This is a genomic window from uncultured Bacteroides sp. (assembly GCF_902472605.1).
Lineage (GTDB): Bacteria > Bacteroidota > Bacteroidia > Bacteroidales > Bacteroidaceae > Phocaeicola.
Genome location: NZ_CABROP010000040.1, coordinates 15,776 through 29,848, shown reverse-complemented (window position 1 = coordinate 29,848; position 14,073 = coordinate 15,776). Strand labels below are relative to the sequence as shown.

Genomic DNA, 14,073 nt, shown 5'->3' with positions numbered 1-14,073 from the left:
CTCGCACCGCCAGCACATTTTTTCTAGAGACTCCCGGCATTTTCTATGTTTTCCTTTCGGGAAACGTATGTTTCCGCCGTGGAAAACGTACGTTTCACGGCAGGGAAACATACGTCTCCCCTGACGGAAACATAGAAAACATATAGAAAAAAGAGAGTTATCGTCTTAGCATTTCTGAAAAATAGTCCCTTCCCTGGAAGAATCAGCCCTGCCAGTATTCAACCTCTACAGAAAAGCTGCTACAAGACCTACAAAAATCATAGAGAATTCCCAAAAATCTACTAACTTAGGCCACTCTATCAAATGAAACAAACTTATGGCACTTATAAAATCTGTCAGAGGATTTACTCCTCAAATCGGCGAGAACTGTTATCTGGCCGACAACGCCACCATTATTGGCGACGTAGTAATGGGACGAGACTGTAGCGTATGGTTCAATGCCGTACTTCGGGGGGATGTAAACTCCATCCGTATCGGCGACCGGGTGAACATCCAAGACGGCACCGTACTCCACACTTTGTATGAAAAATCAACGGTAGAAATCGGCAACGACGTATCCATCGGCCACAACGTGACACTTCACGGGGCTTGCGTACACGACAACGCCCTGATTGGCATGGGATCTACCCTACTCGACCACGCTGTAGTGGGAGAAGGAGCCATCGTGGCTGCCGGTGCCCTGGTATTGGCGAACACCGTCATCGAGCCCCACACCCTCTGGGGAGGCGTTCCGGCCAAGTTCATCAAAAAAGTCGACCCGGCACAAAGTAAGGAACTCAACCAGAAAATTGCCAACGGCTACTTGATGTATGCCTCTTGGTTCAAGGAAGAAGAAGCGAAATAAAACAGCCGGCCCCGCAAAAGCCCAAGGTCGTAAACCGATGGCTTTGCGGGGCCGACTGCCTAATTCCACTATTTATCAGCGGTTATTTCTTTTTCAACTCTTCCAGCAATTCGGCCACATCTTCTTCCCGAGTAGCCCAGCTGGTAGCAATACGTACCACTGTCGTTCCGTCGGCACGTTTTTCCCAGACTTCAAAGCCCACGCGCTGTACCAGTCTCTCAAACAAACTGTTTTCGAGCGTGACAAACAACTGGTTACTCTGCGGACGAATGAAAAATGTATAACCGTATGCCTTCAGTCCTTCTACAATCCGTTCTGCCATGTCGATGGCATGACGGGCAATCTTCACATACAACCCGTCGGTAAACAAGGTATCGAACTGCAAGCCCAGCAGACGTCCTTTGGCCAGCAATACGCCCCGCTGCTTGATAATGGTATCAAACTGACGAATCATTCCGGGCTGTGGAATCACCACGGCTTCTCCAAACAACGCTCCCACCTTAGTTCCTCCGATATAGAAAATATCACACAAGGCAGCGATGTCCTTCAGGGTCACATCCGTATCCCGTGCTGCCAGTCCGTAACCCAGACGGGCCCCATCCAAAAACAACGGAATCTTATGCTTGCGGCAGACAGCAGACAAAGCCTTCAGTTCGTCCAAGGTGTACAGCGTACCGTACTCCGTCGGATGCGAAATATACACCATCCCCGGTGCCACCATGTGGTCCCAGCTCGGATCTTGATAAAAGGCTGTCACATAACAATCTACCTCCGCTGCATCCAGTTTCCCTTCGTGGTGAGGCAAAGCCAGTACCTTATGGCCTCCCGCTTCCACCGCTCCGGCTTCATGCTGGTTGATGTGACCGGTTACAGCCGCAATCACCCCTTCATACGGACGCAACACTGCCGTGATGACCGTGGCATTAGTCTGCGTACCACCCACCATGAAATGCACTTCCGCCTGCGGACAGCCGCACGCCTCCGCGATTTTCCGACGGGCCGAAGCACAATACTCATCCGTGCCGTAACCCGAAGTTTTTTCCATATTCGTCTGACTCAAGCGCTCCAGAATCAGCGGATGCGCTCCTTCCATGTAATCACTTTTAAAATATTGCATATTCGTTTTGTATTTAAATTAGACTTTTCTTTCTTCCAAAATCAGCCCCACGCCCTTCACGGTCTTCAGCTCCACCGTCTCATCGGCTGCCAGCAACTTCCGCAGACGCGACACAAAGACATCCAGGCTGCGCGAGGCGAAATAATCCTCCTCCGTATTCCACAGGCGCGACAAGATAACCTCCCGTCGCACAACCTGTCCCTTGTGCTCGCACAACATACGGAACAAATCGGCCTCCCGTACTGTCAGCATACGTTCTTCTCCGCTTTTCTGCTTCAAGACTCCGCGTGTGATATCAAACGAGAACAATTGTCCGATGGGTACCTCCGGCACTTCCTTCTGTACCTGCAGGCCCCTGGTCAGTTTCAACAAAGCCGTGACATGCGCATGCAGTTCTTCGGCCAGAAACGGTTTCTTGACATAGTTGTTCACACCCAGTTCATAACCTTTCACTACATCTTTCGGCGAGACCCGTCCGGAAGTAAACAAGATGGGGATATGCTCATCCTCTTCCCGGATACGTTTCACCATCTCATACCCGTCCATCACCGGCATCTCGATGTCGGCCACGATGACGTCCGGATGCTCTGCCTTCCACACCGCCAGTCCTTCCTCGCCATTGGATGCCGTCAGCACTTTATACCCGCCAATCATATCCTCCAAGCCTCCCTGAATGATATAACACAGGTTCGCATCATCTTCCACCAACAGCAGTTTGATTATCTGTTCTTCCATATTATTGTTCTTCTTTTTTATCGCCCATGGCACTCTCCGGAGGGAAAACCAACGTAAACCGACTGTATTCGCCCTCCATGCTTTCCAATGTCACCCGACCGCCGTGTGCCTCCATAATCCGGAGCACATAGTTCAGTCCCAGTCCGAAGCCGGGAGCGCCTCCGGAACGGCTGCGCACACTGGCTTCCGCCCGTTCATATTTCTCAAAAATCTTCCGTTGGTCTTTCAAAGGAATGCCGAAGCCATTGTCGGCCACCGTCACACAGACGCTCCCATCCGCTTTCCGTTCCGAAAGGAAAGTAATCTCCACCGATTCACCCGAATACTTCAAGGCATTGTCTATCAGATTGCTGAGCGCTTCTTTCAGAAATTCCTCGTCTGCCCAGAGCATCTCCTCCTGCAAATGCCAGACAAACGTCACCGGCTTGGTTGCCTTCGCCTTGTACTTCTCCGCCAAATCCTCCAGAATCGGTCGGAGCAAACAATCCGTCTGCTCTAATTTCAGTGCATGATTCTCCAATTTGGAAAGCGTCAGCACCTTGTTGGTCAGTGCCAGCAGATGCTCTCCTTCCTCCTTCACAATCCGGAAATACCGTTCCTTCTTTTCCGGTTGTCCGTCCAAACGCCCACTTTCCAAAATCTCCGTTCCCATCAGGATGGAGCTCAGTGGTGTCTTCATGTCGTGAATCATAGCATACGAGAAATCCTCCCTTACCTTGGCAATCTTGTCCTGACGGATAATGACCCGTATCTGATACACAATGCAAATAATGACCAACGCCATAATCAGCACCGTGGCAATCAGCAACAGCGTCATGCGCTGGAATATCACCCAATAAGGATTCAGAATCACCCCTTGCAGATAGCGAGTATGCGCCATGTCGAGAGCTATCGGTTGCGTCTTCAAGTATTGCTGTCCTTCCCACTTTGCCTGCGGAGAAGAGGCCCGTAACACATTCCCCAACGAATCCGTCATACAAGTCGACACCTTGGCCGAGATACCGACCGAATCCAGCAAGTGGGTATAAATAGAATCCAAACGATGCAAGGACACATCCATCTTGAACGTATTCAACACCCCTTCCTGCAGGGCGATAAAGACTGCCGACTCGATGAACTGACGCGTTTCCGGAGTGGAAGACTGCAGCGTATCGCTGTCCTCCACCTCTTCTTCCAGTTTAAATTGATAAGTATACGTGGAATCCTTCTTCCCATACAGTTGTTTCCAAAGGCTCATCCGACAGAAAGTTTCCTGAAGCGCCGCATCCTTGAAGAGCTCATGACTTTGCCGCATGACATTCTCCCGTGTCAGCTTGTAAGTATTGACCAGCCAGACATACTGCAGTTCGACAATCGCAATCAGTCCCACTACCGCAATCCAGCGAATGTGTTTCATCTTCATAACCGTATATTCTTCACGTAAACGAAAGCCGTTAACGTAGCGTTAACCTTGCCTTAACCCAAAAAGCGAAACGGGCTTTTTAGTTTTGCAGTGTCAAAGATAATGAAAGATAAAGACACGAACGATATGAAAAAGTATTTTTTAGTGAGCATCTTGTTACTGCTCGGTACGCTGCTCGGCACAGCCACTGCACAAACCATCACCGGGAAAGTCACCGACCCGTCTGATCAGCCCATTGACGGAGCCACGGTCGTACTCCAAACCATTGATTCTGTATTTGTAGAAGCCACCATCACGAATACTGACGGCACCTTTCTGCTGAATCACCAGCCAACACGCTACCGTCTGCTCTTCCAGCACCTGCTGTATAAAACCCTGGAAAAAGAGGGAAGTGGAAGAGATGCCGGTACGTTTGTATTGCAGCCGAAAGACTATGCCCTTCAAGAGGTCGTGGTAGAAGGCGAGCGTCCGCTGGTCACCGTGGAAGGCAGCCGTCTGAGCTACGACATGCCGCAGCTGATTTCCCAACGGCTGGTCACTAACGCCTACGAGGCTCTCAAACAGCTTCCGGGCGTGATTGAACAGAACGACGTACTGACCTTGGCCGGAGCAGGCAGCGTCAGTCTGCTACTGAACGGCCGTCCCTCGTCCATGACCTATGAACAACTCATCACGCTCTTAAAGGGGATGCCAGCTTCACGTGTGGAAAAAGCGGAAGTGATGTACAGCGCTCCTCCACAATACCACGTGCGCGGGGCCGCCATCAACCTCGTACTAAAAGGATACAAGCCCGGGGAAGGAGGGCTACAAGGAGAAATCCGCGGTGAATACAAACAGCAGAAGGAAGTCGGGGGCAACGGAGGCGTCACGCTGGCCTATACTTCTCCGAAAGTCGACTTGGATTTCATGTACAACCTTCAAAGCAGCTACACCCGCGGTTACATCGACTTCCTCGCGCATCATACGATGAAGGAGCAGGTATATGATGTGAATCAGGTGACCGATAACCAAGGACGCAGCCTGGCACATACCCTGCGGGCCGGAGGAACCTACAAGTTCGATGCCGACAATTCCCTCGAATTGTCGTACACCACCCAGTTCAGCCCTAACAGCCAGCACCACAGCCATTCCAGCGGCAGCATCTCCGAATCGTTCAATGATTCCCGCACACACCATCAGATGCACAATGCGGCCTTGAACTACACCTCCGGATTCGGTTTCCGGGCCGGCGCCGACTATACCTACTTCACTTCGACCGACACCCAAGATTTCTTCGACCGAAGCCCGGAAGAAGTGGAAACCCGTTTCATAAGCCGTTCCGACCAGCACATCGACCGCTGGAAAATCTATGCCGACCAAAGCCATTCACTGCCGCACGACTGGACACTGAACTATGGGACTTCCTTTTCCTACGTGCACAACCGGAACATACAGGACTATGACCTGCCGGAAATGCAGGATAACAACCTGTACAACCGCATCCGTGAATATACCTACAACGTCTATGCCGGATTCGACAAGCCGTTCAACTCCCAATGGACGCTGAGCGCTTCTGCCACACTGGAATACTATCAGATGCAGGATTACCGGAAATGGGCTGTCTATCCCACCCTCCAGTTAAATTACATGCCGTCGGCTTCCCACATCCTCCAGCTGTCCTTCAGTTCCGACAAGACCTATCCCGATTACTGGACACTGAGCGGGGCCACCAGTTACCTGAACGGCTACAACGAGAGTGTCGGGAATCCTTTTCTTCGTCCTTATACCGAGTATGATGTCGACCTGACTTACATTCTGAAAAGCAAGTACATCTTTCAGGCAAGCTACAGCTATATACCCGACTATTTCATGCAGACCGTCTATCTGGATTCCGACCGTCTGAAAGCCATCTACAACTGGCAAAACTGGGATTACAGCCAAGAACTCGCTTTTTCAGCCATCCTTCCTTTCAAAGTAGGAAACTGGTGGGACAGCCGACTCACCCTGCAGGCAAGCTTAAAGCACGACAAGGCCCGCGCATACTATGATGCGCCTTTCAACCAACAGCAATGGGTGGGAGTAAGCCAGTGGACAAATACCTTCCAGCTGTGCCGTCGTCCCAACCTGAGAATGGAAGTCACCGCTTTCGGACAGACCAAATCCATACAGGGAAGTTACGACATCCAACCTGTAGGCTTTGTGGATGCCGCCCTGCGCTATACTTTCGCCAAAGACAGGGCCATGCTCCAACTGAAAGGCAGTGACATCTTCAACACCATGAACCCCAAAACCAGGGTCCGGAACGGGGCACAGTATCTCGACATGAATACCAAAAGCTACCTGCAAAGCGTCACCCTGTCGTTCAGTTACCGCTTTGGCGGATACAAGAAAAAAGAAGTGAAAGAAGTGGATACTTCACGGTTCGGTAACTGACTTACCGCACTCTATAACACGCTGAGTACTTTTGTCATACCATAAATATTTAAAAGTAAGATGCACTTTTCAGTCCCGCTTTCTTTGTAATTTCCAATTTATGTCTAACTTTGTAAAAACCTCTAAACGAAGAAAATTATGAAGAAATTATTATCTACACTGATGGTGATGGCCTGTCTGGCCCTTGCCATTCCGGCGCAAGCCCAAATACATTTTGGAGTAAAAGCAGGTCTGAATGTTTCCAAACTGCATCTCTCTAAAGATATCGTCAGCAAAGACAACAGAGCTGGATTCTTTGTGGGACCAACTGCTGAATTTACCTTACCTATCTTAGGACTGGGCATCGACGGTTCTCTATTGTACAACCAGTTTGGCGTAGAATCAGAAACAGGCACCTCCAACAAGAAAAGTATTGAAATCCCAATCAACCTGAAATGGAACATCGGCTTCAGCAGTCTGGTAGGCGCATACGTAGCCGTAGGTCCGCAATTCGGATTTAATGTGGGCGACCGCTTGTTTACGAGTCTCGAAAACCTCTGCGAATTCAAGAAAAATACCACCAGCTTCAATGTGGGAGTAGGTTTGAAAATGTTCAGCCACCTGCAGGTAGGCGCAAACTACAACTTTGCCTTGAAAGATAACGTAAAGATTTACGATGTAGAAGCTCTTACTGGTTTCAAGCAAAACACTTGGCAAGTGTCAGTAGCTTACATTTTCTAAGTAGTTAAGAAAAGTCGTTAAGTATATATATTTTAAAAACCTCCTTTAAAGCCTGTTCAGAACCGCTTTAAAGGAGGTTTTCTTTTGTTGTAATATACGCTTATTCGTGGTCACAAGGATATACCACTCCCCATTCTTTGCGGAGGGAATCCATCTGCTGCATGATACGAAGCGTTTCGGCATGCGGCATATAGGGAGATTCCAACCAACCTTTCTCGATGGCTTCCAAAGAAGCATATACCTGGTACTCGTAACCTGTAATCTGCTGTGGGGCTTCGTATACCGCTACCGTCTGATATTTCGCATCCAAGATTCGAACCGACTGCGGGTTGTTGATGTTCTCTACAATCAGATGACCTTTATCGCCCGAAATCACTCCCATACGGTCGGTCACGGCATGAATACTGGCCTGCAAAGCCGCCATCTTTCCATCTTGGAACAGCAGGGTGATGTTTTCCTGCGCATCGACTCCTGTATCGGTCTTCTGACAAACAGAATGGACAGAAGCCACTTCCTTACCAAAATACATGGCAGCAAAGTTGAGCAGATACACTCCCAAATCCAACAATGCACCTCCTGCCAACTCCGGACGCAGGATGCGTTCTTTCCGGTCAATCACATACCCCAAATTAGCCGAAAGCGTATAAGGCGTACCAATGACACCTTCTTCCAGCAATTCCCGAATCTTCAGTGAAAGCGGCATGTAACGGGTCCAGATGGCTTCAGTCAGGAATACCTTCTTTTCTTCGGCCAACTTCAGCAGCTCGGCAGCCTGACGGGCATTGGCGGTGAAAGCCTTCTCGCACAACACAGGCTTTCCTTTTTCGATACACATGCGGGCATTGTCGTAATGCATGGCATGAGGAGTTGCGATATAAATCAAGTCGACTTCTGGGTCGGAGGCCAGTTCTTCATAACTTCCGTAGGCCTTCGCAAACTCCCACTTGCCGGCAAAAGCCTGCGCCTTCTCTAACGTACGCGAAGCCACGGCATACCGTTTCACTCCTTTCATTCCTCCAAGGGTGGCCGCCATTTTGCTGGCAATCCCGCCACATCCGATAATTCCGATATTGTAAATTTTCATCTTTCATTAAATATTAAAACCAGGACACAAAGCTATAAAAGTTTCAGATGGGAACCAGCTATGTGAGGGGCTTTTTATACCTTTGCAGTATGAAAAAGTTCGTAGATGTCATCGTTCCGCTGCCCATTGCCAGCCAATATACTTACTCCCTTCCGGAAAGTCTGGAAGAGGGTATACAGCCGGGCTGTCGGGTCATCGTACCCTTCGGACCGAAGAAGTTCTATACTGCCATTGTGACAAAGGTACATGAAACGGCTCCCGAGGCATATGAAACCAAGGACATCTCCGAAATACTCGATTCACGTCCCGTCTTGTTGGGACGGCAATTCTCATTCTGGAAATGGCTGGCCGACTATTATCTCTGTACACTGGGCGATGTATACAAGGCAGCTCTGCCTTCGGGAATGAAACTGGAAAGTGAAACGCTGGTGGAATACAATCCGGACTTTGTGGCTTCGGAACCGCTTCCTCCCCGCGAACAACGTATTCTAGATTTGCTCAGTGCCGACCCGGAACAATGTGTCACGCAGTTGGAGAAAGCCAGCGGAATGAAGAATCTACTGCCGGTCATCAAATCACTGCTGGAAAAAGAAGCCATCTGCATCAAGGAAGAAATCAAGCGGAACTACAAACCGCGTACAGAAACACGGGTCCGCCTGACAGAGGCCCTACAGAACGAACATCGTTTACACATCCAGTTTGATTTGTTGGCACGGGCTCCTAAACAGCAAGCCATTCTGATGAAATACCTGGAACTGTCGGGATGGAACGCCGAAGGAAAAAATATCCGGGAAGTCAGCAAGAAACAATTGCTGGAAGCATCCGGGCAAGCTCCATCCGTTTTCAAGAATTTAGTAGACAAGCAAATTCTGGAGACTTACCTCTGCGAAATCGGCCGCCTGACCAACAAAGAGACCGAGACCGTCCCCGTACATACCCTCAGTTCCGCCCAGCAACGAGCTTTTTATGAGATTCTGACTTGTTTTCAAACAAAGAATGTCTGTCTGCTGCATGGAGTGACCGCCAGTGGTAAGACTGAAATCTATATCCACCTGATAGAGGAAGTGCTGAAAGCCGGTAAGCAGGTGCTTTACCTCCTCCCGGAAATAGCCCTCACCACCCAGATTACCGAACGGTTGCGACGGATATTCGGGGCACGGCTGGGAGTGTATCATTCCAAGTTTCCCGATGCGGAAAGGGTGGAAATCTGGCAGAAACAACTCACCGAGCAAGATTACGATGTGATACTGGGTGTCCGTTCGTCCGTGTTCCTGCCATTCCGTCGACTGGGCTTGGTCATCGTGGATGAGGAACATGAAACAAGTTACAAGCAGCAGGACCCTGCCCCGCGGTATCATGCCCGGAACGCGGCCATTATGCTGGCCTCCATGTACGGAGCCAAGACGTTGCTGGGCACCGCAACTCCCAGCCTGGAAAGTTACTTCCATGCCCGAAACGGAAAATATGGGCTGGTGGAACTGACAGAGCGTCACCAGCAAATCCAGTTGCCGCATATCGAACTGGTGGACATCAAGGAACTGACCCGGAAGAAACGGATGACGGCACAATTCTCTCCCCTGCTGTTGCAGAAGATACGGGAAGCCTTGGAGCAAAAGGAGCAGGTCATTCTGTTCCAAAACCGACGGGGCTTCGCGCCGATGATTGAATGCCGCACCTGCGGATGGGTCCCCCGCTGCAAGAACTGTGACGTGAGTCTGACTTACCATAAAGTACTCCATCAACTGACGTGCCACTACTGCGGCTATACCTACGCTATACCCACGGCCTGTCCGGCTTGTGGCGGAGTAGAACTGGTGAACCGAGGCTTCGGTACAGAAAAGATTGAAGACGACATCAAACAAATTTTCCCGGAGGCCCGAGTGGCCCGGATGGACCTGGACACCACCCGTACCCGTACGGCCTACGAACGCATCATCAGCGACTTTGAGGAAGGGAAAACAGACATTCTGATTGGTACGCAGATGATTTCCAAAGGACTCGACTTCGACCGGGTGAGTGTGGTGGGCATTCTGAATGCCGACTCCATGATGAACTATCCCGACTTCCGTTCGTATGAACGGGCCTTCCAACTCATGGCGCAGGTGGCCGGACGGGCCGGACGAAAGAACAAACAGGGACTGGTGGTACTCCAAACCAAATCGCCGGGAAACCCACTCATCCATCAGATTATGGCCAACGACTATGCCCGGTTGTACCAAGAGCAGATGGAAGAACGGAGACTGTTCAAATATCCCCCTTTCTACCGCCTGATTTATGTGTACCTGAAGCACCGCAAAGAAGACATTCTGACGCAGGCAGCCGACCTCATGGCCGCCCGTCTGCGCCAAGGCATGGGCGAACGGATACTGGGACCGGACAAGCCACCGGTGGCCCGGATACAATCGCTTTTCATCCGGAAGATTGTCATCAAGATAGAACAGGAAGCCTCGCTGAGCAAAGTGCGCCGTTACCTGACCCAAGTACAACGGAGTCTGATAGAAGACGAGCGTTTCCGTTCGCTCATGGTATATTATGATGTAGACCCTACTTAAACCATATCACAATGAAGATAGAATTAGATGTACATACGCACACCATCGCCAGCGGACATGCGTTCAGCAGTCTGCAGGAAATGGCACGGGCAGCCGCCGACAAGGGACTGAAGCTGCTCGGCATCACGGAACATACACCGGGCATCCCCGGAAGCTGCCACCTGATTTACTTCCGCAACCTGCACGTGGTGCCACGGCAGATGTACGGTATCGAACTCCTGCTCGGGGCGGAAATCAACATCCTCGACACGGAAGGTACGCTTGATTTGGACGAGTTTCACATGAACCTGCTGGACCTACGGATTGCGGGGATTCACTCTTTATGCTACACGCCGGGCACTCCCGAAGAGAACACCCACGGCATGATCAAAGCCATTGAGAATCCGTACACGCACATCATCAGTCACCCGGGCGACGGAACCGCCAAACTGCTTTTTGAACCGATTGTACAGGCAGCCAAGGCGAATCACACGCTGCTGGAAATCAACAACAGTTCCCTGAAGCCTTGCCGCAAGAAAATGGAAGCACGCCCCAACAACCTGGAGATACTCCGCCTCTGCAAGCAATACGAAGTACCGGTCATTCTGGGAAGCGACGCCCACATCTCGTTCGACATCGCTACCTACGACCATGCCCTGGAGCTGGTCAAGGAAACCGAATTTCCGGAGAGCCTCATCCTGAACACCGATGTAGCCCGTTTTAAACAGTATTTACACCTCGACAAATGAAAAAACAACGCATACTTTTTGTCTGCCTCGGCAACATCTGCCGTTCCTCTTCTGCCGAAGAAATCATGCGTACCTTGGTACGCCGGGCGGGAAGAGAAAAAGAGTTTGAAATTGATTCCGCAGGCATCATCGGCTTTCACGAAGGAGAACTGCCGGATGCCCGCATGCGGGCACACGCCCTCCGCAGAGGCTATGAACTGACGCACCGTTCACGCCCGGTCCGTACGGAGGATTTCTATCACTTCGACTGGATTTTAGGGATGGACGACCGCAACATCGATGCCCTCCGCGAGAAAGCACCCGATTTGGAGAGCGAACAGAAAATTCATCGCATGACGGAATTCTGCCGTACCAAGGTCATCGACCACGTGCCCGACCCTTACTATGGAGGGGCACAAGGCTTCGAAAATGTGCTCGACATTTTGGAAGATGCCTGCCAAGGATTGCTGGAACACTTAACAGAGACTCCCGAGCACAAAGAAACCGCTGAAAAATAACTTGAATCACTTACCTAAATAAGAAATACCATGAACCAAACCATTGCGCCTTTTGCCCGCCCACTGTATGTGATGACCAAACCGGTCGGAGCGGTCTGCAACCTGGCATGCGACTATTGTTACTACCTGGAAAAGGCGAACTTGTATAAAGATATCTCCAAACACGTGATGAGCGATGAACTGCTGGAAAAGTTCATCCGTGAATACATCGGTTCCCAAACCATGCCACAGGTACTCTTCACCTGGCACGGGGGAGAAACCCTGATGCGCCCGCTCAGTTTCTATAAACGAGTGATGGAACTGCAACAGAAGTATGCCGGCGGACACACCATCGACAACTGCATCCAAACTAACGGTACGTTACTGACCGACGAATGGTGCGAATTCTTCCGCAAGAACAACTGGCTGGTAGGCGTGTCGATTGACGGTCCACAGGAGTTTCACGACGAGTACCGCAAGAACCGTCAGGGACGCCCATCATTCGTCAAGGTGATGCAAGGCCTCCAGCTGCTAAAGAAACACGGAGTAGAATGGAATGCCTTGGCTGTGGTCAACGACTTCAATGCCGACTATCCGCTGGATTTCTATCATTTCTTCAAGGAGATTGACTGCCGCTACATCCAGTTCACTCCGATTGTGGAACGTATCAGTCCCCATGCCGACGGACGTCACTTGGCCAGCCCGCTGCAAGAAGGAGAGAAACTGGCCGACTTCTCCGTATCGCCGGAACAATGGGGAAACTTCCTCTGCACCCTGTTCGATGAATGGGTACGTGAAGACGTGGGCAAATTCTTCATCCAACTGTTTGACTCTACCCTGGCCAACTGGGTCGGCGTGCAACCGGGCATCTGCACGATGGCCAAGACCTGCGGACATGCCGGTGTCATGGAATTTAACGGCGATGTGTATTCCTGCGACCACTTTGTCTTTCCAGAATACAAGCTGGGCAACATACACGAGAAAACACTGATAGAAATGATGTACAGCGACCGCCAGCTCCAGTTCGGACAGATGAAACAAGATGCCCTGCCCCGCCAGTGCAAGGAATGTGACTTCCTTTTTGCCTGCAACGGCGAGTGCCCGAAAAACCGATTCACCCACACCGCCGACGGCGAACCGGGATTGAATTATCTGTGCAAGGGATACCATCAATTCTTCCAGCACGTGGCTCCTTACATGGACTATATGAAAAAAGAATTGCTGGCCGAACGCCCGCCAGCCAATATCATGGAAGCCATCAAAAAGGGAGAGCTGTAACAGCCCTCCCTTTTTTCATATACCACCTGACAAATTACGTCATTCATTTTTCAACAACACATTCTGAATGGCATCCTTCAGGTTTTTCTTTGGCAATGCCCCCTGCGCCATCTGCGGAGTACCCGTCATCGGCACAAACAGCAGTGAAGGTACGCTCCGGATACCGAACAGGGCTGCCAGTTCTTCCTCTTCGTCTACATTCACCTTATAGATATCCACCTGTCCGGCATATTCATCAGCCAGTTCGTCAAGCACCGGAGCCAGCATCTTGCAAGGACCGCACCAAGTGGCATAAAAATCAATCAATGCCGGGCGTTCCCCCAAGAACTTCCATTCGTTCGGATTCGTTTCATAGTTGGCTACTTTCGTCAAAAAATCTGCTTTGTTCAAATGTACTGCACTCATATTCTTCTGTTTTTTAGATTTTACACTTTTATATTTATCTCTGTTATTTATTCTCTGCCCGATAAGGTTTCACGAAGTCCTTATACAAAGCCTTGTTTCCGGTAGAAGTGCCGCATCCTCCCGTCCCACAGCAGGACCAGTTCACTACGGCCATCAGCATCAACAACCCGCCCAATATGATCATCAGGGAATCTAAGGCATAGATGCCATACCCTGCAAACACCGCTCCGGCCAGAAGGCGTATCACCCGAAGCACATCCCAATTGCGAAATAATCTTTTCATTGTCAACACTTTTTTTCTTGGTTTCTGAGACAAAAGT

Annotated in this window: 13 protein-coding genes; 7 read left to right on the top strand and 6 right to left on the bottom strand. The window is 50.4% G+C overall.

The features are described 5' to 3' along the window. Nucleotides 1-316 precede the first annotated feature (316 nt). Complete coding sequence (locus RDP42_RS09920) at nt 317-844, top strand: gamma carbonic anhydrase family protein (RefSeq protein WP_022353516.1); 528 nt, start codon at nt 317-319, stop codon at nt 842-844. Nucleotides 845-926: 82 nt separating this feature from the next. Here RDP42_RS09920 and RDP42_RS09915 read toward each other — a convergent pair whose 3' ends face one another. From RDP42_RS09915 to RDP42_RS09905, 3 genes are read right to left on the bottom strand one after another with little or no spacing between them, the layout of a single operon-like run. Then, complete coding sequence (locus RDP42_RS09915) at nt 927-1,961, bottom strand: low specificity L-threonine aldolase (protein ID WP_308763549.1); 1,035 nt, start codon at nt 1,959-1,961, stop codon at nt 927-929. 18 nt (nt 1,962-1,979) lie between these two features. Continuing rightward, nucleotides 1,980-2,684 carry a response regulator transcription factor gene (locus tag RDP42_RS09910; RefSeq protein ID WP_308763552.1) on the bottom strand — a complete coding sequence of 235 codons (705 nt, stop codon included), beginning with the start codon at nt 2,682-2,684 and terminating at the stop codon, nt 1,980-1,982. Between the two features lie 13 nt (nt 2,685-2,697). Then, nucleotides 2,698-4,098: a HAMP domain-containing sensor histidine kinase gene (locus tag RDP42_RS09905; RefSeq protein ID WP_308763548.1), complete on the bottom strand. Its 1,401-nt coding sequence runs from the start codon at nt 4,096-4,098 to the stop codon at nt 2,698-2,700. A gap of 126 nt (nt 4,099-4,224) precedes the next feature. Here RDP42_RS09905 and RDP42_RS09900 point away from each other — a divergent pair, with 126 nt between their 5' ends. Further along, a complete protein-coding gene (locus RDP42_RS09900) occupies nt 4,225-6,510 on the top strand; it encodes an outer membrane beta-barrel family protein (RefSeq protein WP_308763547.1) in 2,286 nt (761 codons plus the stop codon). 138 nt (nt 6,511-6,648) lie between these two features. Continuing rightward, the gene (locus RDP42_RS09895; protein ID WP_308763546.1) at nt 6,649-7,230 is read left to right on the top strand and encodes a porin family protein; all 582 of its coding nucleotides are present in this window, start codon (nt 6,649-6,651) and stop codon (nt 7,228-7,230) included. A gap of 100 nt (nt 7,231-7,330) precedes the next feature. Here RDP42_RS09895 and RDP42_RS09890 read toward each other — a convergent pair whose 3' ends face one another. Further along, on the bottom strand, nt 7,331-8,314 hold the full coding sequence (locus RDP42_RS09890; RefSeq protein ID WP_308763545.1) for a Gfo/Idh/MocA family oxidoreductase: 984 nt from the start codon (nt 8,312-8,314) through the stop codon (nt 7,331-7,333). Nucleotides 8,315-8,403: 89 nt separating this feature from the next. Between RDP42_RS09890 and priA the strand changes: the two genes are divergently transcribed. The 4 genes from priA to RDP42_RS09870 are packed head-to-tail and all read left to right on the top strand — an operon-like array spanning nt 8,404 to nt 13,348. Continuing rightward, entirely contained in the window at nt 8,404-10,866 is a 2,463-nt protein-coding gene (gene priA, locus RDP42_RS09885) for a primosomal protein N' (protein ID WP_308763544.1), read from the top strand. Nucleotides 10,867-10,877: 11 nt separating this feature from the next. Further along, nucleotides 10,878-11,594: a phosphatase gene (locus tag RDP42_RS09880; RefSeq protein WP_308763543.1), complete on the top strand. Its 717-nt coding sequence runs from the start codon at nt 10,878-10,880 to the stop codon at nt 11,592-11,594. Beyond that, on the top strand, nt 11,591-12,091 hold the full coding sequence (locus RDP42_RS09875) for a low molecular weight protein-tyrosine-phosphatase (protein ID WP_308763542.1): 501 nt from the start codon (nt 11,591-11,593) through the stop codon (nt 12,089-12,091). Before RDP42_RS09880 ends, RDP42_RS09875 begins: the two co-directional genes overlap by 4 nt. Before the next feature lie 30 nt (nt 12,092-12,121). Further along, nucleotides 12,122-13,348 carry an anaerobic sulfatase-maturation protein gene (locus RDP42_RS09870; protein ID WP_308763541.1) on the top strand — a complete coding sequence of 409 codons (1,227 nt, stop codon included), beginning with the start codon at nt 12,122-12,124 and terminating at the stop codon, nt 13,346-13,348. Nucleotides 13,349-13,387: 39 nt separating this feature from the next. On the opposite strand, the gene trxA is transcribed toward RDP42_RS09870, so the two are convergent. Together trxA and RDP42_RS09860 are read right to left on the bottom strand one after the other, a co-directional pair. Beyond that, the gene (gene trxA, locus RDP42_RS09865; RefSeq protein WP_308763551.1) at nt 13,388-13,804 is read right to left on the bottom strand and encodes a thioredoxin; all 417 of its coding nucleotides are present in this window, start codon (nt 13,802-13,804) and stop codon (nt 13,388-13,390) included. Then, nucleotides 13,797-14,036, bottom strand: a complete 240-nt coding sequence (locus RDP42_RS09860) for a hypothetical protein (RefSeq protein WP_308763540.1) — start codon at nt 14,034-14,036, stop codon at nt 13,797-13,799. Before RDP42_RS09860 ends, trxA begins: the two co-directional genes overlap by 8 nt. Nucleotides 14,037-14,073: the final 37 nt, after the last annotated feature.

Excerpts from the sequence above, each read along its gene's own strand:
- RDP42_RS09920 (WP_022353516.1), top strand. The coding sequence starts at position 317 with ATGGCACTTATAAAATCTGTCAGAGGATTTACTCCTCAAATCGGCGAG.
- RDP42_RS09915 (WP_308763549.1), bottom strand. The coding sequence starts at position 1,961 with ATGCAATATTTTAAAAGTGATTACATGGAAGGAGCGCATCCGCTGATT.
- RDP42_RS09905 (WP_308763548.1), bottom strand. The coding sequence starts at position 4,098 with ATGAAGATGAAACACATTCGCTGGATTGCGGTAGTGGGACTGATTGCG.
- RDP42_RS09900 (WP_308763547.1), top strand. The coding sequence starts at position 4,225 with ATGAAAAAGTATTTTTTAGTGAGCATCTTGTTACTGCTCGGTACGCTG.
- RDP42_RS09895 (WP_308763546.1), top strand. The coding sequence starts at position 6,649 with ATGAAGAAATTATTATCTACACTGATGGTGATGGCCTGTCTGGCCCTT.
- RDP42_RS09890 (WP_308763545.1), bottom strand. The coding sequence starts at position 8,314 with ATGAAAATTTACAATATCGGAATTATCGGATGTGGCGGGATTGCCAGC.
- priA (WP_308763544.1), top strand. The coding sequence starts at position 8,404 with ATGAAAAAGTTCGTAGATGTCATCGTTCCGCTGCCCATTGCCAGCCAA.
- RDP42_RS09880 (WP_308763543.1), top strand. The coding sequence starts at position 10,878 with ATGAAGATAGAATTAGATGTACATACGCACACCATCGCCAGCGGACAT.
- RDP42_RS09875 (WP_308763542.1), top strand. The coding sequence starts at position 11,591 with ATGAAAAAACAACGCATACTTTTTGTCTGCCTCGGCAACATCTGCCGT.
- RDP42_RS09870 (WP_308763541.1), top strand. The coding sequence starts at position 12,122 with ATGAACCAAACCATTGCGCCTTTTGCCCGCCCACTGTATGTGATGACC.
- RDP42_RS09860 (WP_308763540.1), bottom strand. The coding sequence starts at position 14,036 with ATGAAAAGATTATTTCGCAATTGGGATGTGCTTCGGGTGATACGCCTT.